We start from the raw sequence: 16134 nt of genomic DNA on the forward strand, positions 1-16134 counted from the left end.
CCCGACAGGAGACCCCATGACCACCACCGCGTTCGCACTCGAGCCGACCGGCATCGAGCTGCGCTTCCGCAAGACCTCGCTCGTCGCCCGCGAGTGGCTCACCCGTTCGTACGTTCGCGTGCGCCTGCAGGGCGATGAACTGCGCGGCTTCACGTCGCTCGGGGCGGACGACCACATCCGCATTTTCTTCTCCGACGGCGATCCGCAGTCGATCGACGAGCTCCGGGCAGCACCCAGCCGCGAGTATACGCCGTTCGCGTGGGACGACGACTGGCTCGAGCTGGAGTTCGCGATCCATGGCGACCCCGCGAACGGCACGGCCGGCATCGCGGCGGCGTGGGCCGCGACCGCTCCTCTCGGCGCGCTCGCCGGGGTCGGCGGTCCTCGCGGATCGAAGGTGCTCACCGGGCGCCCGGACGCGTGGTTCCTCGCCGGTGACGAGACGGCGGTGCCGGCGATCCGCCGCTTCGCGCGCGCGATGGACCCCAGCGCCGTCGGGCGGGTGCTCGTGGAGGTGACGGATGCCGCGAACGAGCTGCCGATCGAAGCACCGAGCGGCGTCGTGGTCGAGCAGCTGCACCGCGGGACCACGGCCGCGGGCGCGACTCTGGCCGCGCGGCTGGACGCGCTCACGGCCGACGACCGACCCGCCGGGGCGGTGCTCGGGTTCGTCGCCGCCGAGCAGTCGATCGTCAAGCCCGGCAGAGCGCTGCTGCTCGATCGCTGGGGGCTCGACGCGGAACACACCATCGTCAAGGGCTACTGGAAGCGCGGCGAGACGGAGTACCACGCGCCGCACTGAGCCCCAGGGCGCGCACTCTCCGCGGAAGGGAATACCCTCCGGGGGTATGGTGGTTGTGGGATTCATCAGCCAGCCTCGTTGAGGAGAGCACCATGAACGAGCACGAGACCCACTCGCACCACACCCCGGGCGAGCACGAGCACCACCCCGCCGCCACCGTCGCTCCCGACACCCGCGAAACGCACGACCACGGGGACCACCCAGCCCACCAGGGCCACGGCGGCCACCAGGACCACGCCGGTCACCAAGGCCACGCCGGCCACGGCGACCACGTCGCGCGCTTCCGCACGCTCTTCTGGTGGAACCTGCTCCTCGCCGTCCCGGTCGTCGGGTTCTCGGCGATGTTCGCGATGATCCTCGGATACTCGCTGCCCGGCGCCGCCTGGGTGCCCTGGGTCTCCCCCGTTCTCGGCACCGTCATGTACGTGTGGGGCGGCGCGCCGTTCCTCACCGGCGCCGTCAGCGAACTGCGCGCCCGCAAGCCCGGCATGATGCTGCTGATCGGGCTCGCGATCACGGTCGCGTTCGTCGCGTCGTGGGGAGCGAGTCTCGGGATGCTGCACCACGAGCTCGACTTCTGGTGGGAGCTCGCCCTGCTCATCGTGATCATGCTCCTCGGGCACTGGATCGAGATGCGCTCGCTCGCGCAGACCACCAACGCCCTCGACTCCCTGGCGGCGCTGCTGCCCGACGAGGCCGAGAAGGTCGTCGGCGACTCGACGGTCACGGTCGCCCCCGCCGACCTCGAGCTCGGCGACGTCGTCGTCGTGCGCCCCGGCGGCCGCGTGCCCGCCGACGGCACCGTCGTGCAGGGTTCGGCCAGCATGGACGAGTCGATGATCACCGGCGAGTCCCGCCCGGTCCGTCGCGGCGACGGCGACCCGGTCGTCGCCGGCACGGTCGCCACCGACTCCGGGCTGCGCGTGCGCATCACCGCGGTCGGTGAAGACACCGCGCTGGCGGGCATCCGTCGCCTCGTCACCGAGGCGCAGAACTCGTCGTCGCGCGCGCAGCGTCTCGCCGACCGCGCGGCGGGCTGGCTGTTCTGGTTCGCGCTCGGCGCGGCGGCCATCACCGCGATCGTGTGGTCGCTACTCGGGTATCCCGACGAGGCCGTCATCCGCACGATCACCGTGCTCGTGATCGCGTGCCCCCACGCGCTGGGCCTCGCGATCCCGCTCGTCGTGTCGATCGCGACCGAGCGCGCCGCCCGCAGCGGCGTGCTGATCAAGGACCGCCTCGCGCTCGAGAGCATGCGCACGGTCGACTCGGTGCTCTTCGACAAGACCGGCACCCTCACCAATGGCGCCCCCGCGGTGACCGCGATCGAGCCGGCCCACGGTCACGACGCCGACCGCGTGCTGGCGCTGGCCGCGGCGGCGGAGGCCGATTCGGAGCATCCGCTCGCCCGCGCCATCGTCACCGCCGCACGCGATCGCGACCTCACGACTCCCCGCGCGACCGGCTTCACATCGGCGCCCGCGGTCGGCGTCTCGGCCCAGGTCGACGGCCACCGCGTGCAGGTCGGCGGCCCGCACCTGCTCGACGAGACCGGCACCACCGAGCTCGCCGTCGCCGACGCGTGGCGGAGCGAAGGTGCGATCATCCTGCACGTGCTCGTCGACGGCGAGGTGGCCGGTGCGCTGCGGCTGGCCGACGCGATCCGGCCCGAGTCCCGCCAGGCGGTGCGCGCGCTGCAGGACCGCGGCGTGCAGGTCGTCATGATCACCGGCGACGCCGAAGCCGTCGCCGCATCGGTCGCGGCCGAGCTGGGCATCGACCGCTACTTCGCCGGTGTGCGCCCCGAAGACAAGGCGTCGAAGGTCGCGCAGCTGCAGCACGAGGGACGCAAGGTCGCGATGGTCGGCGACGGCGTCAACGACGCCCCCGCGCTCGCGCAGGCCGACGTCGGCATCGCGATCGGTGCCGGCACCGACGTCGCGATCGCCTCGGCCGGCGTGATCCTCGCCAGCGACGACCCCCGCTCGGTGCTGTCGGTAATCGAGCTGTCGCGCGCGAGCTACCGCAAGATGAAGCAGAACCTGTGGTGGGCCGCCGGCTACAACCTCATCTCGGTCCCTCTCGCCGCGGGCATCCTCGCGCCCATCGGCTTCGTGCTGCCGATGTCGGTCGGCGCCATCCTGATGTCGCTGTCGACCATCGTCGTCGCCCTCAACGCCCAGCTGCTGCGCCGGCTCGACCTCCGGCCCGACACCCTGCTGGAGCGCTGACGGGCGGCCCGCTGCGCCGCGCTATCGTCGGACCGTGCCCTCCCCCACCGATCTCGGCGGCGTCGCCGTCGACCTCACCGCCACGCTCGTCGCAATCGACAGCGTGAGTCCCAGCCTCGTTCCCTCGGCCGAGGGCGAAGGGCGCATCGCATCCGTCCTCGCCGAGCGGCTCGGGGCTGCGGGCTACGCGGTCGAGCTGATCCCGGCTCCGGCCGACCCGCGCCGCGTGAGCGTGCTCGCGCAGCGCACCGGCTCGCGCCCCGGCCGAACCGTGGTGCTCAACGGCCATCTCGACACGGTGGGAGTGGACGGGATGCCGCAGCCCTTCGAGCCGCGGATCATCGATGGCCGTCTCACCGGCCGCGGCGCGAGCGACATGAAGGGCGGCGTCGCCGGGCTCGTCGTCGCCGCCGAGCGGCTGGCCGAACTGGACGCTCCCGGCACGGTGATCGTCGCGCTCGTCGCCGACGAGGAGGACGCCAGCGTCGGCGCCGAAGCCGTGCTCGCGTATCTCGCCGAGCGCGACGTGCGCATGGACGTCTGCCTCATCGGCGAGCCCACCTGGCTCGACCTCGCCGCCGCGCACCGCGGCTACGCGGTCGTCGAGGTCGCTTTCCACGGCAAGGCCGCGCACTCGTCGCAGCCCGACGAAGGCGTCGATGCCGCCCGCGCGACCGGCGAGCTGCTCGCCTCGATCGCAGCGACCGATGCCGACCTGCGGCGGCGGGCGCAGCATCCGCTCCTCCCCTCCGGTTCGCTCATGGCGACCGTCGTGCGGGCGGGGTCGGCGCCGTTCACCGTCGCGGCGACCGCGGAGGTCACGGTCGAGCGGCGCACCCTGCCCGGCGAGGCCGCCGCCGACGCGCTGCACGACGTGCGCTCGCTCGTCGACGCGATCACGTCGCGCACGCCCGGCCTCACCGCCGACGTCCGGCTCACCCACGCGCGGGAAGCATGGGAAGCGGATGCCGCGGGCAGCGCCGCCGAGTTCAGCACGCTGCTCGCCGAAGCGCTCGAGGGCGCCGGGTCGCGGCATCCCGAGTCCGTCGGCGCGCCGTACTGGATGGAGTCGGCGCTCTGGCAGGCGGCGGGGGTGCCGACCGTCGTGTGCGGACCGGCGGGCGGCGGACTGCACGCGATCGACGAGTGGGTCGAGGTCGCGCAGGTCGAGCGCTACGCCGTCGCCGTGACCGACGCCGTCGAACGATTCCTGGAGGTGCCCGCGTGAGCGCGACTGATCCCCGCGACCCCCGCGGCTACGCCGCCGATGCACCGCTGCTGCAGGCCTGGCTGCGGTTCACGGCCGACGTGCGCGACGGCCGGTCGATGCCGTTCAGCATCCCGGGGCACAAGCACCGCCGCGACCTCGTGGGCGAGGTGATCGCCGGCGACGTGCCGATGCTGGCGGGCCTCGACACGATGAAGCAGGACCACGCGCTGCTCGCGACCGCCGAGGCGCGCGCGGCCGAAGCGTGGGGCGTGGACTGGTGCCGCTTCTCGGTCGGTGGCTCGACGCATGCGAACCAAGCCTCGGTGCTCGCGCTCGGGCAGCCGGGGCAGAGCGTGATCGTCTCGCGCACCCTGCACCGCTCGGTGCTGCTGGGCCTCGTGCTCGCGGGGCTGCGTCCGGTGTGGGTGCACCCGTCGATCGACGCGGCGACCGGACTGCCCGGCGCTGTGCCGGTCGACGCGGTCGAGGCCGCGCTGGCCGCCAACCATGACGCGTGCGGCGTGCTCGTCGGCGACCCGTCGTACGTCGGCACGATGTCGGACATCGCGGGTCTCGCCGACGTGGCGCACGCGGCCGGCGTGCCGCTCGTCGTCGACGCCGCGTGGGCCGCCTACTTCGGCTTCTCCCCCAGCGTGCCCGACCACGCCCTCGCCCGCGGCGCGGACGCGCTCATCACGAGCGCCCACAAGACCCTCCCCGCATGGAGCCAGTCCGCCCTCCTGCTCGCCCGCACCACCCGCGCGGGCGGATTGCTCGACCCCGACCGGCTGGAACGCGGGTTCGAGGCATCCGCCACCACCAGCGCCGCAGGCGCGATCCTTGCGAGCGCCGACGCCTCACGCGCCCTGCTGCAACGCGACGGCGCCGAGCTCATCGGGCGGCTCGTCGAACTCGTGGGGGTGGCGCGCTCGGCGCTGTCGGCGATCGAGGGCGTCGAGGTGCTCGTCGACCGACCTGCGTCGCATCCGGACGGACCGCTCGCCGTCGACCCCGCGAAGCTCGTCGTGCTGCTCGCCGGCACGGGCGCGCATGGGCACGCGATCGAGTCCGACCTGCTCGCCCACGGGATGACGCTCGAGATGGCCGACCGCGACGTGCTCGTGCCGATCATCACGCTCGCCGACGACGAGTCGACCGTCACCCGGCTGATCGATGCCCTGACGGCTGCGATCGAGCGGCACCGCGGCCAACCACGGCGCATCACGGCCTCGGCCGCATGGAGCGTGCGTGCCGAGACCGCGATCCCGCCCCGCGACGCGTTCTTCGCGCCTCACGAGACAGTGCGAGCGGATGCCGCGGCCGGCCGCATCTGCGCCGAGCTGATCGCCCCCTATCCCCCGGGCGTTCCGGTGCTGGCGCCGGGCGAGATCGTCACGGTCGAGGCGCTCGGCGCGCTGCGCGCGACCCGGGCCGACGGCGGCCGCATCGCGTACGCGGCGGACGCGACGCTCGCGACCGTGCAGGTGGTGGCGGAGCGATAGGCCTCCGACGCTGTCGATCGCAGAGAAATCCCTCTCACGGGGGAGGCGACCGCGTTCCTCGCGTTCGTAGCATCGATGCATGACCGACACTGCCTTCAAGCCCGGCGACACCGTCGTCACGCCGCGCGACCCCGGCACGATCATCGATGTGCGCGCCACGCCGTCCGGAAAGTGGGTCTACGGCGTCGAGCATGACAGCGGAGAGGTCGGCTACTTCACGCCCCGGGCGCTCCAGCGCGCGCAGGGCTGATCCGCCCCTCCCGATCGCGGTGATCGCGGGGCTCACCCGCGTCTCACTGGGCGCTGGCCCTCCGCGATCAGCGCGTCACCCCGGCTGGACGATCGCCCGCACGCGGTTGTTGCGCGGGTTGTGCTCGAGTTCGACGAGACCGAGCGCCTCGAGCAACGGCGGCAGGTACATCGCGAACCGCCCGCGGTAGCCCTTGCGCTGGCCGTACCACCCGCCGACCGGGTTGTCGGGCGACCGCCCCCACGCCTCGACGGTGCCGGCGGCGGGCTCCTTCTGCTCGTCGGCGGCACCGAGCGGCATCCAGTCTCCGTGCGCGATCAGCATCTCGTGCAGGTCGTCGACCGCCCGCGACAGGTACGTGAGCTTCGTCGAGCCGACCTGGCAGATCAGCAGCGGCGGATCCGCGTCGTCATCACGATGGATCGTGTACTCCGACGTCAGCGGCGGCGTCTTCAGCCGCCAGGGATCGTCGGGCATGCCGCTTCCGGAGCAGTCCTCGTTCATGGGTTCCTCCGCTCAGGTGAGCTGCCCGCGCACGATCGAATCGCCCGAGTGCGCGGGGTCGCCGTCGACAGGCTCGACGGAGATGTCGACGATGCTGTACTCGTCGAGATCGACGCCGTCGGGGATGACGAAGCTTCCCGAGTCGCCGTCGAGCACGCCGAGGCTGATGAGCGCGGCGGCGTCGTTGCGGATGAGCCAGACCTCTCGGTAGCCCTCGTCTGAGTCGTCCGCGGCGAGATTCACGGTCAGGGTGCGGGACCCGTCGCGCCCCGCCTCGACGTCGGCGGTGCCGCTGGCGCCGGGGTGAGCCGGGAACGGTTCGAGCTCTGCTCCGGCGACGACGGTAGGGCGCAGCGACGAGTTCACGAGCCATGCGCCCGCACCGACCGCGGAGATCAGCACCAGCGATGCGGCGAGCACCCAGGCCACCGCTGCGCGGCGGCGGCGGGGCGGCGATGCGGCAGCGGAGGCGGCCGGAGCCGGGACGGAAGCTGCCTGCGACGAAGCGGACGCCGGGGCGGAAGCGGACGCCTGAATGGGAGCAGCCTGGCTTGCCGCGATGTCGCCGACGAGGGCTGACTCCGGCGCCGGCGGGCTCGCCGAGGCATCCGTCATGCCGATCTCTTCTGCGATCCGTGCCCACACGCGAGCCGGCGGCGCCTCGAGCACCTGTCCGTCGGCGATCGTGGCGCGCGCGATGGTCGCCGTCCGGCGGAGCTCGGCGAGCTCGGCCGCACACGCCACGCAACCGGTGAGGTGCTCGGTGTCGGCGTCGCTGGCGACAGGCTCACCGAGGGCGAGCAGCGTGAGCTGATCAGGATCGAGGTGCGACACGGGAGACCTCCAATCTGTCGCGCATTCGCAGGAGACTTCGCCTCAGGTGGCTCTTCACGGTACCCAGTGGCATGTCGAGCTTGCGGGAGATCTGCTCGTGGGTCAGGTCGTCGTAGAAGGCGAGCCTCACGACCTGGCGGGCATCCGGCTCGAGGCGGTCGATCTCGTTGGCGAGCAGGACGGCGTCCGCCACATCCGGGGGTTCGCGCACCAGGTCTTGGGGGCGTGTGTTGCGCGTGAGCTCCTCGTGAAGCGCACGGATCTTCGCCCGCGACTCGTGCATGTCGGCGATCCGCCGCCGCGTGATGGCGATCAGCCAGGTCGACAACTTGCCTTTGGCGGGTGAGTACGACGCGCGTGAGGTCCACGCCGACACGAAGACGCGCTGAGTGACGTCCTCGGCGTCGGTGCGATCGCCCAGAGACCTCAAGGCGAGTGTGAAGACGACGGGCGACCAACGACGGTAGATCTCGGCGAGGGCAGCCTCGTCACCCGCGATGAAGCGCCCATTGAGGGCTGCTTCCGCCGCCTGGTCCTGATCCATGTCAATCCGCTTCGTCACCGGTCTTCGGTGGCCGGCAGCATCACGCTACCCCTGCACCTGCCCGCCTGGGCGGTGTGGCGCAGGGCGATCTCGCCGAGCCTCCGACAGTTCTTTCCGCGGATGCACCCGATTCGGATGCACCCGATTCGTTCGACACGAATTCGACGGCGACTGCATCCGTATCGAGCGGCCGAGGGGAACAACCGGTAGCGCCATCTTCCGATGCCGCGTCGTCATCATCGAAGGAGCTGAACGATGAACAAGCACATCCGCACCCTCGTCGCGGTCGCAGCCGCGGCCGCCCTCACCTTCGCCGCCGTTCCCGCACATGCCACCGGCGGGTCGGCTCCGCGAGGATCGATCGTCGACGTCGCGGTCGCCGCGTCGGGCGGCGGAACGCCCGACAAGAACCCGTGGGACTACGACCTGCTCGTGCAGGCCGTACTGGCCACCGGACTCGACGCCGCCCTGGCCGACCGCTCGACCTCCTACACGGTGTTCGCGCCGAACGACCGCGCATTCCTGCGTCTGGTGCGCGACCTCACGGGCTCGTGGCCGGCATCGGAGAGCGAGGCGCTGACGACCATCACCACTGCGTTCACCACCGACCAGATCGCGAACATCCTGCTGTACCACGCGGTGGCAGGCAAGAAGCTCGGCGCGATCAAGGTGCTGACGTCGAAGTCGCTGACGATGGCCAACGGCGGCGTCGTTAAGCCGCGCGGCATCACTCTTCGTGACGAGACGCCCGCATTGGCCGACCCGCGGCTGGTGCTGTGGAAGATCAACATCCCCGCTTCGAACGGGGTCATCCACACCATCGATCGGGTGCTCGTCCCCGCGTCCTGATCCCCAACCAGGACGCACGTCCGGTCCCGCTCGTTCTCCGGCGGGGCCGGACGCTTTCGTGCGGGGCGGGTCAGATCTCCGTGCCGCACATGCCACAGACGCCGGTGGGCGGCACCTCCACGAAGCAGTTCGGGCACAGCGCGCGGGGGCGCTCTTCGGCCGGCGTGCTGCGGCGCGGAGCCGCGCGGCGCGCGGGCTTCGCGGTCGTCGGGCGCGCGGGGGCGGCCGGCGCCCGCTGGATCACGGGCAGGTGCGTCTGGCAGTAGAACCGCACGAACCCGCCGTGCTGCTTGGGGTGGCGGTGCTTCACGGCCCACAGCTCGGTGCGCGGCAGCGGCTCGGACGAGCCGCCGCAGACCGAGCAGCGCGTGGGCTCGCCGGGCGAGACCTCGGCGACGAGCGTCGGGGTTTCGAATGCGAGGTCGTCTCGCCAGTCGGAGGACGCGACGACCTTCATGACATTCCCTTCGACGGGCTCCGGATCGATGACACGACGTCATCGCTCGAACGGAGCGACCTATCGAGGGTACCCGCCGCGGCTGAGCACGGGATCCACGAGCGGATGCCGCGGCCGCCCTCATCGGAAGTCCCGGGACTGGTGGTGGACGCCCACGCGCAGATCTTCGAACCCGTCGGCGAGGAGGTTCGTGACGCCCTCGACCGAGCGCTCCAGCATCCCTCTCACGATCAATGCCGGCGAGTCGCGCACCACCCGGCGGTAGCGGTTCCAGACTCCCACCGAGCAGATGATGTTCACGAGTCCGTGCTCGTCTTCGAGATTGATGAAGGTGACACCGGATGCTGTGGCCGGCCGCTGCCTGTGGGTCACGAGTCCGGCGACCTCGACGCGACGGCCGGTCTCGTGGTCGCGCAGCTCGCGTGAGGTGAGCACACCCCGCGCATCGAGTCCGGAGCGGTAGTGGGTCATCGGGTGGTCGTCGGTCGAGACGCCCGTCGCCCACAGGTCGGCGGCGAGCCGCTCGTAGCTGGTGGGGTCGGCGAACAGCGGCGGCTGCACCGCGACGAGCGAGTCGGGCAGGAACTCGGGACGGTCGAGCGCCGCCAAGCCGGCGAGCCAGATCGCCTCGCGGCGGGTGAGGCCGAGCCCGTCGAACGCGCCCGCCGTCGCGAGCGCCTCGAGCTGGGCGGCGGTGAGGCTGGTGCGGCGGACGAGGTCGCGCAGGTCGCGGAACGGCCCTTCGGCGTCGCGGGCGGCGACGATGCGCTCGGCGACCTTCGCGCCGATGCCCTTGACCCCTGCCAGGCCGAGCCGCACCGCGAAGCGCCCGTCGCGCCGGTGGGCGGCGGACTCGTCGGGCGCGTGGAGGTCGAAGAGGCCGACCGGCGGCTGGTGACGGTGCGTGCAGGAGTCGAGGCCGGTGGGGGCGAGCGTGGCGGGGTCCGGAGAGGGGGTCGCGAAACGAGGCGATTCCGCGAAACGAGGAGATTCCGCGAAACGAGGGCCGGAAGCATCCGGAGCACCCTCGATTCGCGAGACATCCTCGATCAGCGATCCCGACGGCGAAACCCCTGCGACCGGCTCGAGCAGAGCCTCGACGCCGGACAGGTGCAGGTCGGGGCGACGCACCTCCACCCCGTGCCGGCGGGCGTCGTTCACCAGCGACGCCGGCGAGTAGAACCCCATCGGCTGCGCGCGCAGCAGCCCGGCGAGGAAAGCCGCGGGATAGTGCAGCTTGATCCACGAGCTCGCGTAGACGAGCAGCCCGAACGACAGCGAGTGCGACTCGGCGAACCCGAAGTTCGCGAATGCCTGGATCTTGGCGTAGATCGCGTCGGCCTCCTCGCCGACCAGCCCGTTCTCGGCCATCCCGGCGTAGAGCTTCTCTTTCAGCGACTCGATGCGCTCGACCCCGCGCTTGGAGCCCATCGCCCGCCGCAGCAGGTCGGCGTCTTCACCGCTCAGGCCGCCGACGGCCATGCCCATCTGCATGAGCTGCTCCTGGAACACCGGGATGCCGAGCGTGCGCTCGAGCACCGGCTTCAGCTTGGGATGGGCGTACGTCACCTTCTCCATCCCGAGCTTGCGCTTGACGAACGGGTGCACCGCGCCACCCTGGATCGGCCCGGGCCGGATCAGCGCGATCTCGATCACGAGGTCGTAGAACCGGCGCGGCTGCAGGCGCGGCAGGAGTCCCATCTGCGCCCGCGACTCGACCTGGAACACCCCGATCGAGTCGGCACGGCACAGCATGTCGTAGACCGCTTTCTCCTCCTTCGGCAGCGTCGCGAGCTCCCAGTCCTCCCCCGTCGATGCGCGGATCATGTCGAAGCAGTACTGCAGGGCGGCGAGCATGCCGAGCCCGAGCAGGTCGAACTTCACGAGCCCCATCCACGCGGCGTCGTCTTTGTCCCATTGGATGACGGTGCGGTTCTCCATGCGGGCGTGCTCGATCGGCACCACCTCGCCGACGGGCCGGTCGGTGAGCACCATGCCGCCGGAGTGGATGCCGAGATGCCGCGGCGCCTTGAGCAGCTCGCCCGCGAACTCGAGCACGCGATTCGGGATGTCGTGACCCGGCCCCGTCTCGAGGTGCGCGCCCCAGCCCTCGACCTGCTTGGACCAGGCATCCTGCTGGCCAGGGGAATGCCCGAGCGCCTTCGCCATGTCGCGCACCGCGTTCTTGGGCCGGTACTGGATCACGTTCGCGACCTGGGCGGCCCGCTCGCGTCCGTACTGCCCGTAGACCCATTGGATGATCTCTTCCCGGCGGTCGGAGTCGAAGTCGACGTCGATGTCGGGCTCTTCGTCGCGCAGGCTCGACAGGAAGCGCTCGAACGGCAGGTCGTAGGCGATCGCGTCGACGGCGGTGATGTCGAGCAGGTAGCAGATGGCGCTGTTGGCCGCGGAGCCGCGGCCTTGACACAGGATGCCGCGACGCCGCGCCTCCTGCACGATGCCGTGGACGATCAGGAAGTAGCCGGGGAAGTCCTTCAGCTCGATGACCCCGAGCTCTTTCTCGATGCGTGCCCGGTCCTTCTCGCTCAGGTCGGGGTACTTGCGGGGCACCGCCTCCCACACCAGGTGCCGCAGCCACGACATCGGCGTGTGCCCGTCGGGCACCTCCTGCTTGGGCAGTGCGGGCTTGGCGCGGCGCAGCGGGAACGCTAGCTCGTCGGCGAGCGTCACCGTGCGGGCGACGGCATCGGGATGCCGCACGAACCGCTCCACCATCTCGGCACCCGAGCGCAGATGCGCGCCGGCGTGAGAGGGCAGCCAGCCGTCGAGCTCGTCGAGGCCGCGATTGGCGCGCACCGCGGCGACCGCGGCGGCGAGCAGCTGACGCTGCGGCACCGCGTAGTGCACGTTGTTGGTCGCGAGCAGCGGAAGCCCGCGCTCGCGCGCGAGCCCGGCGAGGATGTCGTTGTCGCGCGTGTCGAGCGGGTTGCCGTGATCGATCAGCTCGACGTTCACGGCGTCGCGCCCGAAGAGGCTCACGAGCAGATCGAGCTCGCGGGCCGCGGCATCCGCTCCTCCCTCGGCGAGCGCGCGGCGCACCGCACCCTTGCGGCAGCCGGTGAGCACGGCCCACTCGCCGCCCGCCTGCGCGGCGAGCTCATCGAGGTCGTAGCTCGGTCTGCCTTTTTCCATCCCCTGAAGCTGCGCGTGGGTGATGGCGCCGGCGAGCCGGTGATAGCCCTCTTCGCCGCGCGCGAGCACGAGCAGATGCGATCCGACGGGATCGGGCTCGCCGTTCTGGGGCTTCGGCAGGTCGAGCGACAGCTCGGCGCCGAACACCGTCTTCAGCTGCAGCGACTCGGCCGCCTCGGCGAAGCGCACGATGCCGTAGAACCCGTCGTGATCGGTGATCGCGAGGGCATGCAGACCCAGGCGCTCGGCCTCCTCGGCGAGCTCTTCGGGAGACGACGCCCCGTCGAGGAAGGAGAACGACGAGTGCGCGTGCAACTCGGCGTACGGGATGGCCTCGGCCGGGCGCTCGATGCCCGGGGCGACGTAGGGTCCGCGCTTGTGCGACCACGCCGGGCTGTCGCCGCCGTCGGCACCCGCCGGGCGTCCGGTGGGGCGCCGGCGGTCGCTGAGCACGCGCTCGATCTCGGACCACGGGACGGAGGGGTTGTTGAAGCCCATCAGGGACCCCCGGCCGTCGTCAGGGAAGGGCGTTGCGACGACCGGCGCCCGTTCGACGACCGGCGCCCGTTCGACGACCGGCGCCCGCTCGACGACCGGCGCCCGCTCGACGGCCGGCGCCCGCTCGATGACCGGGACTCAGTCATAGGAGGCCTCCGCCGTCCAGACGTCGCCCTCGCACACCAGCAGCCAGGCCGCGCCGTCGGCGTCGACCACCTGAAACCGGTGCGCCCGCCGGGCACGCATCGGATCCCACGTGCGCTCGACCACCGGCCACGGCCCCGCCCACGCCTCGATCACCCGGCGGCGTCCGCTCTCGACCAGCACCGCCGGCACGGCCGACACGACGCCCCGCTCGTCGACGTCGATCGTCTCGCCGCCGAGTGCCCGCACGTCGACCGGCACCGGCTCGGCGAACACCGTCGTGGGCAGCGGGTCGGGAAGGCTGCCCGGCCACGGCCGCGCACGCTGCGCCGCGAGGCCGTCTTTGCCCGTGGCATGCCGGTCGCCCCAGGGCACGAGCACCTGCCGCTCGACCAGCCATCGGCCGCCGCCGATCTCGGGTGTGAGCACCCCCCGGTGCCCGAGCATCGCCTGCACGCGCGACAGGGCGTGGTGCACGCGCTCCTCGGGCCCGCCGCCGAAGATCGCGGGGGCGTGATGGGATGCCGCATCCACCGCCTCGGGCGAGATGCGCACCAGCGCGACGCCGCTGCGCAGGAGTCCGCCCTCAGCTCCGCCTTCGCCGGGCTTGCCGACGTCTTCGGCCAGCTGCCACCGCACGCGGTCGACCACCGCCGCGGCGTCGAACGACCCCGGATGCAGCCAGACCCGCTCGCTGCGTTCGCCCCGATCGCCGACGAGCTCGACCCGCAGCTCGGTGCAGACGAGGTCGATCGCACCGAGACCGGCGATGAAGTCGTCGGCGGTGACGCGCATGCCGAACGCGACCTGGTCGGCGATCTCGAGCGGCGGCTCGAACGCGATCTCACGGTGGAGCTCGGGCGGCGGGGTGCGGGGTTCGACGGGGCGCGAATCGAGACCGCCCGACAGGGCGTGAAGACGGATGCCGCGTTCCCCGAACCGCTCGCGCACGCGATCGGGGTGCATCGCCGCGAACTCACCGAGCGTCTGCACTCCGAGGCGAGCCAGCAGCCCGACCAGGTCGGCCGACGGCGATGCCGACGACGCCGGCGGACCCGCCCCGAGCGAGGAGGCGTCGAGCACGGCCACCGGCAAAGGCGCCAGGAACCCGGCGGCACCGCCCGCCGGGACGGAGAAGATCGGCTCGGCCGCGCTCGCCCCCGCCTGTGCTGCCTGCTCGGCCGTGAACGGACCATCGGCGATGCCCGCACGGACGTCGCCGAGACCGAGCCCGCGCATCTCGTCGACCAGCACGCGCGCCGCCTCGACCTCGCCGCCGTAGTAGCGCGCCGGCCCGCGTGCGCGCAGCGCGCACAGCCCGGGGCGCACCAGCTGCACACCCGGAGCGCGCTCTTCGATGCGAGCGACGAGTGGTGCGAAGGCCCGATGATCGCGTGCCGGGTCGGCCGGCACGACCGTGAGGCCCGGGCACCGTGCCTGCGCGTCGCGCCGGCGCTGCCCGCGGCGCACCCCTTCGGCGCGCGCCGACGCCGAGCAGGCCACGACGAGGTTGCGCTCGATGACCGCGATCGCGCGGCGGGGATCGAGCGGCACGCCGCCGCCACGGCCGCCGCCGTCGCGCGTCAACGCGGTGACGGGCCAGTCGGGGAACCACAGCACGAGGCTGCGCACGGGAGACGACACCGCCATGTCAGCCCACCGCCCTCGCTTCGAGGGGGACGAACCGCTCATCGGACCGCAGCTCGCCGCTCGACCGCAGCGGCTCGACGCCGCGCATCGTCTCGGGTGCGACGGACACCTGGCCCGAGGCATCCGGAAGCATCACCCTCGCCCGACGCGATCGCGGCCACCGTCTGCTCGACGACGTGACGGTCAGCTCTCGCGTGGCGAGGTAGCCGTGGCCGCGACCCAGCCCCGTCCATGCCGGGTCGGCGATCTCGAGCACGGCCTCGGCCTGCGGCCACGGCCCCTGCACGAGCAGCACGGCACCTCGATCCCGCAGGCGGGCGGCCAGACGCGCGATCTCGCCGTCGGCGGCGCGGCCGGCGGGACGCACCGCGACGACGGGAAGGACCTCGGCGATGGTCGCCGTGACGGTGAGCCACCGGGCGCCGGGATCGGGGATGAGCACAAGGCGCGAGAGATCGACCCCGAGCCCTTCGGCAGCCTCGGCACCGAGCCGCGGCATGCCCACCGCCGCACACCACGATCCCGATTGCGACGGCTGCGAAAGCAGCGCCAGCAGCAGCGAGGTGGACCGTGGAAGCGAGTACGCCGACCCCGGCCGCAGGCCCCCGCCGGGAAGCAGCGAGGCGAGCGCGGGATGGACCGGCAGCACCGGGGCGTCGAGCTTGCGCCCCTGCACCCGCTCGAGCTGAGCGCGGAGTCGTGCCACCTCGCTCTGCGGCCCGGTTCGGGCCTGCTCTTGCGCGTGCACCGCCGTGAGTTGCACGGTCGCCCTCATTCCCACAGACTAGAACAGATGTTCTATGTTCTCAATCTCAGGAATCGAAGATAACTCTAACCGCTGACATCCGCCAACCACCCACACACAGCACGGCACGCAGCCGGCCGGGCGGCTCACCGCGCTGCCGGGATGCGCTCAGGCAGCCAGCGCGAGATATGGCTCCCACCGCGGATCGGAGCGCTCCGTGCCGCGCACCGTCCACTGCCCGCCCCGCGGCGGGTGGGGCGTGAAGCGCAGCTCCCAGTGCATCTCCTGCGGCGTGCGATCGCCCTTGAGGTTGTTGCAGCGCAGGCAGCAGGCGACGAGGTTCTCCCAGGAGTCCCCTCCCCCGCGCGACCGCGGCAGCACGTGGTCGATCGTCGATGCCGCCGCTCCGCAGTAGGCGCACCGGTGCGAGTCGCGACGCAGCACTCCTCGCCGCGTCACCGGCACCCGCCGCCCGCCGGGCACCCGGACATATCTCGTCAGGATGATCACCGCCGGACGGTCGTACGCTCGTCGGGTTCCCCACACCGGATCTCCATCGGTGTGCTCGATGACCGTGGCCTTCTCGTTCATCACGAGCACCAGGGCCCTCTTGAACGACACCACGGCGAGCGGCTCATAGCCCGCATTCAGCACCAGAGTGCGCATTGATCATCCTCTCGAATGGCCGGGACGGCTTCTCGGTATTCGACTTTCCGGTGACGATCAAGGGGCGCAGGGGCATGAAAAAAGGCGCTGTCTTA

General features: G+C 71.9%; 14 protein-coding genes. 6 read left to right on the top strand and 8 right to left on the bottom strand.

The window, feature by feature from the left end; genetic code table 11:
• Positions 1-16: 16 nt before the first annotated feature.
• The 5 genes from ACFC1W_RS01375 (at position 17) to ACFC1W_RS01395 (ending at position 5995) form a co-directional block, all read left to right on the top strand.
• On the top strand, positions 17-802 hold the full coding sequence (locus ACFC1W_RS01375) for a siderophore-interacting protein (RefSeq protein ID WP_375987738.1): 786 nt from the start codon (positions 17-19) through the stop codon (positions 800-802).
• A 92-nt stretch (positions 803-894) separates the two neighbouring features.
• Positions 895-3033, top strand: a complete 2139-nt coding sequence (locus ACFC1W_RS01380) for a heavy metal translocating P-type ATPase (RefSeq protein ID WP_375987740.1) — start codon at positions 895-897, stop codon at positions 3031-3033.
• Positions 3034-3067: 34 nt separating this feature from the next.
• Complete coding sequence (locus ACFC1W_RS01385; protein WP_375987742.1) at positions 3068-4261, top strand: M20/M25/M40 family metallo-hydrolase; 1194 nt, start codon at positions 3068-3070, stop codon at positions 4259-4261.
• Positions 4258-5745 carry an aminotransferase class I/II-fold pyridoxal phosphate-dependent enzyme gene (locus ACFC1W_RS01390; RefSeq protein ID WP_375987744.1) on the top strand — a complete coding sequence of 496 codons (1488 nt, stop codon included), beginning with the start codon at positions 4258-4260 and terminating at the stop codon, positions 5743-5745. Before ACFC1W_RS01385 ends, ACFC1W_RS01390 begins: the two co-directional genes overlap by 4 nt.
• A gap of 79 nt (positions 5746-5824) precedes the next feature.
• Complete coding sequence (locus ACFC1W_RS01395) at positions 5825-5995, top strand: hypothetical protein (RefSeq protein ID WP_375987746.1); 171 nt, start codon at positions 5825-5827, stop codon at positions 5993-5995.
• A gap of 75 nt (positions 5996-6070) precedes the next feature.
• Here ACFC1W_RS01395 and ACFC1W_RS01400 read toward each other — a convergent pair whose 3' ends face one another.
• The 3 genes from ACFC1W_RS01400 to ACFC1W_RS01410 are packed head-to-tail and all read right to left on the bottom strand — an operon-like array spanning position 6071 to position 7877.
• Positions 6071-6499, bottom strand: a complete 429-nt coding sequence (locus ACFC1W_RS01400) for a DUF6855 family protein (RefSeq protein ID WP_375987748.1) — start codon at positions 6497-6499, stop codon at positions 6071-6073.
• A 12-nt stretch (positions 6500-6511) separates the two neighbouring features.
• Entirely contained in the window at positions 6512-7333 is an 822-nt protein-coding gene (locus ACFC1W_RS01405; protein WP_375987750.1) for an anti-sigma factor, read from the bottom strand.
• Positions 7314-7877 (bottom strand): RNA polymerase sigma factor, encoded by a 564-nt coding sequence (locus tag ACFC1W_RS01410; RefSeq protein WP_375987752.1) that lies wholly within the window; start codon positions 7875-7877, stop codon positions 7314-7316. The genes ACFC1W_RS01405 and ACFC1W_RS01410 overlap by 20 nt, the downstream gene beginning before the upstream one ends.
• Before the next feature lie 255 nt (positions 7878-8132).
• Here ACFC1W_RS01410 and ACFC1W_RS01415 point away from each other — a divergent pair, with 255 nt between their 5' ends.
• Positions 8133-8726, top strand: a complete 594-nt coding sequence (locus ACFC1W_RS01415; protein WP_241111187.1) for a fasciclin domain-containing protein — start codon at positions 8133-8135, stop codon at positions 8724-8726.
• A 70-nt stretch (positions 8727-8796) separates the two neighbouring features.
• On the opposite strand, the gene ACFC1W_RS01420 is transcribed toward ACFC1W_RS01415, so the two are convergent.
• The 5 genes from ACFC1W_RS01420 to ACFC1W_RS01440 all read right to left on the bottom strand — a co-directional run bounded on the left by ACFC1W_RS01420 (position 8797) and on the right by ACFC1W_RS01440 (position 16039).
• On the bottom strand, positions 8797-9183 hold the full coding sequence (locus ACFC1W_RS01420; RefSeq protein ID WP_375987754.1) for a glucose-6-phosphate dehydrogenase: 387 nt from the start codon (positions 9181-9183) through the stop codon (positions 8797-8799).
• Positions 9184-9303: 120 nt separating this feature from the next.
• The gene (locus ACFC1W_RS01425; protein ID WP_375987756.1) at positions 9304-12834 is read right to left on the bottom strand and encodes an error-prone DNA polymerase; all 3531 of its coding nucleotides are present in this window, start codon (positions 12832-12834) and stop codon (positions 9304-9306) included.
• Positions 12835-12972: 138 nt separating this feature from the next.
• On the bottom strand, positions 12973-14628 hold the full coding sequence (locus ACFC1W_RS01430) for a DNA polymerase Y family protein (RefSeq protein WP_375987758.1): 1656 nt from the start codon (positions 14626-14628) through the stop codon (positions 12973-12975).
• A gap of 1 nt (position 14629) precedes the next feature.
• The gene (locus ACFC1W_RS01435; RefSeq protein ID WP_375987760.1) at positions 14630-15403 is read right to left on the bottom strand and encodes a hypothetical protein; all 774 of its coding nucleotides are present in this window, start codon (positions 15401-15403) and stop codon (positions 14630-14632) included.
• Positions 15404-15541: 138 nt separating this feature from the next.
• Positions 15542-16039, bottom strand: a complete 498-nt coding sequence (locus ACFC1W_RS01440) for an HNH endonuclease (protein WP_241111182.1) — start codon at positions 16037-16039, stop codon at positions 15542-15544.
• Positions 16040-16134 lie beyond the last annotated feature (95 nt).

This window comes from Microbacterium sp. NPDC056003, from assembly GCF_042274785.1.
Taxonomy (GTDB): domain Bacteria; phylum Actinomycetota; class Actinomycetes; order Actinomycetales; family Microbacteriaceae; genus Microbacterium.

Excerpts from the sequence above, each read along its gene's own strand:
- ACFC1W_RS01375 (WP_375987738.1), top strand. The coding sequence starts at position 17 with ATGACCACCACCGCGTTCGCACTCGAGCCGACCGGCATCGAGCTGCGC.
- ACFC1W_RS01380 (WP_375987740.1), top strand. The coding sequence starts at position 895 with ATGAACGAGCACGAGACCCACTCGCACCACACCCCGGGCGAGCACGAG.
- ACFC1W_RS01395 (WP_375987746.1), top strand. The coding sequence starts at position 5,825 with ATGACCGACACTGCCTTCAAGCCCGGCGACACCGTCGTCACGCCGCGC.
- ACFC1W_RS01400 (WP_375987748.1), bottom strand. The coding sequence starts at position 6,499 with ATGAACGAGGACTGCTCCGGAAGCGGCATGCCCGACGATCCCTGGCGG.
- ACFC1W_RS01410 (WP_375987752.1), bottom strand. The coding sequence starts at position 7,877 with ATGGATCAGGACCAGGCGGCGGAAGCAGCCCTCAATGGGCGCTTCATC.
- ACFC1W_RS01415 (WP_241111187.1), top strand. The coding sequence starts at position 8,133 with ATGAACAAGCACATCCGCACCCTCGTCGCGGTCGCAGCCGCGGCCGCC.
- ACFC1W_RS01420 (WP_375987754.1), bottom strand. The coding sequence starts at position 9,183 with ATGAAGGTCGTCGCGTCCTCCGACTGGCGAGACGACCTCGCATTCGAA.
- ACFC1W_RS01425 (WP_375987756.1), bottom strand. The coding sequence starts at position 12,834 with ATGGGCTTCAACAACCCCTCCGTCCCGTGGTCCGAGATCGAGCGCGTG.
- ACFC1W_RS01430 (WP_375987758.1), bottom strand. The coding sequence starts at position 14,628 with ATGGCGGTGTCGTCTCCCGTGCGCAGCCTCGTGCTGTGGTTCCCCGAC.
- ACFC1W_RS01435 (WP_375987760.1), bottom strand. The coding sequence starts at position 15,403 with ATGAGGGCGACCGTGCAACTCACGGCGGTGCACGCGCAAGAGCAGGCC.
- ACFC1W_RS01440 (WP_241111182.1), bottom strand. The coding sequence starts at position 16,039 with ATGCGCACTCTGGTGCTGAATGCGGGCTATGAGCCGCTCGCCGTGGTG.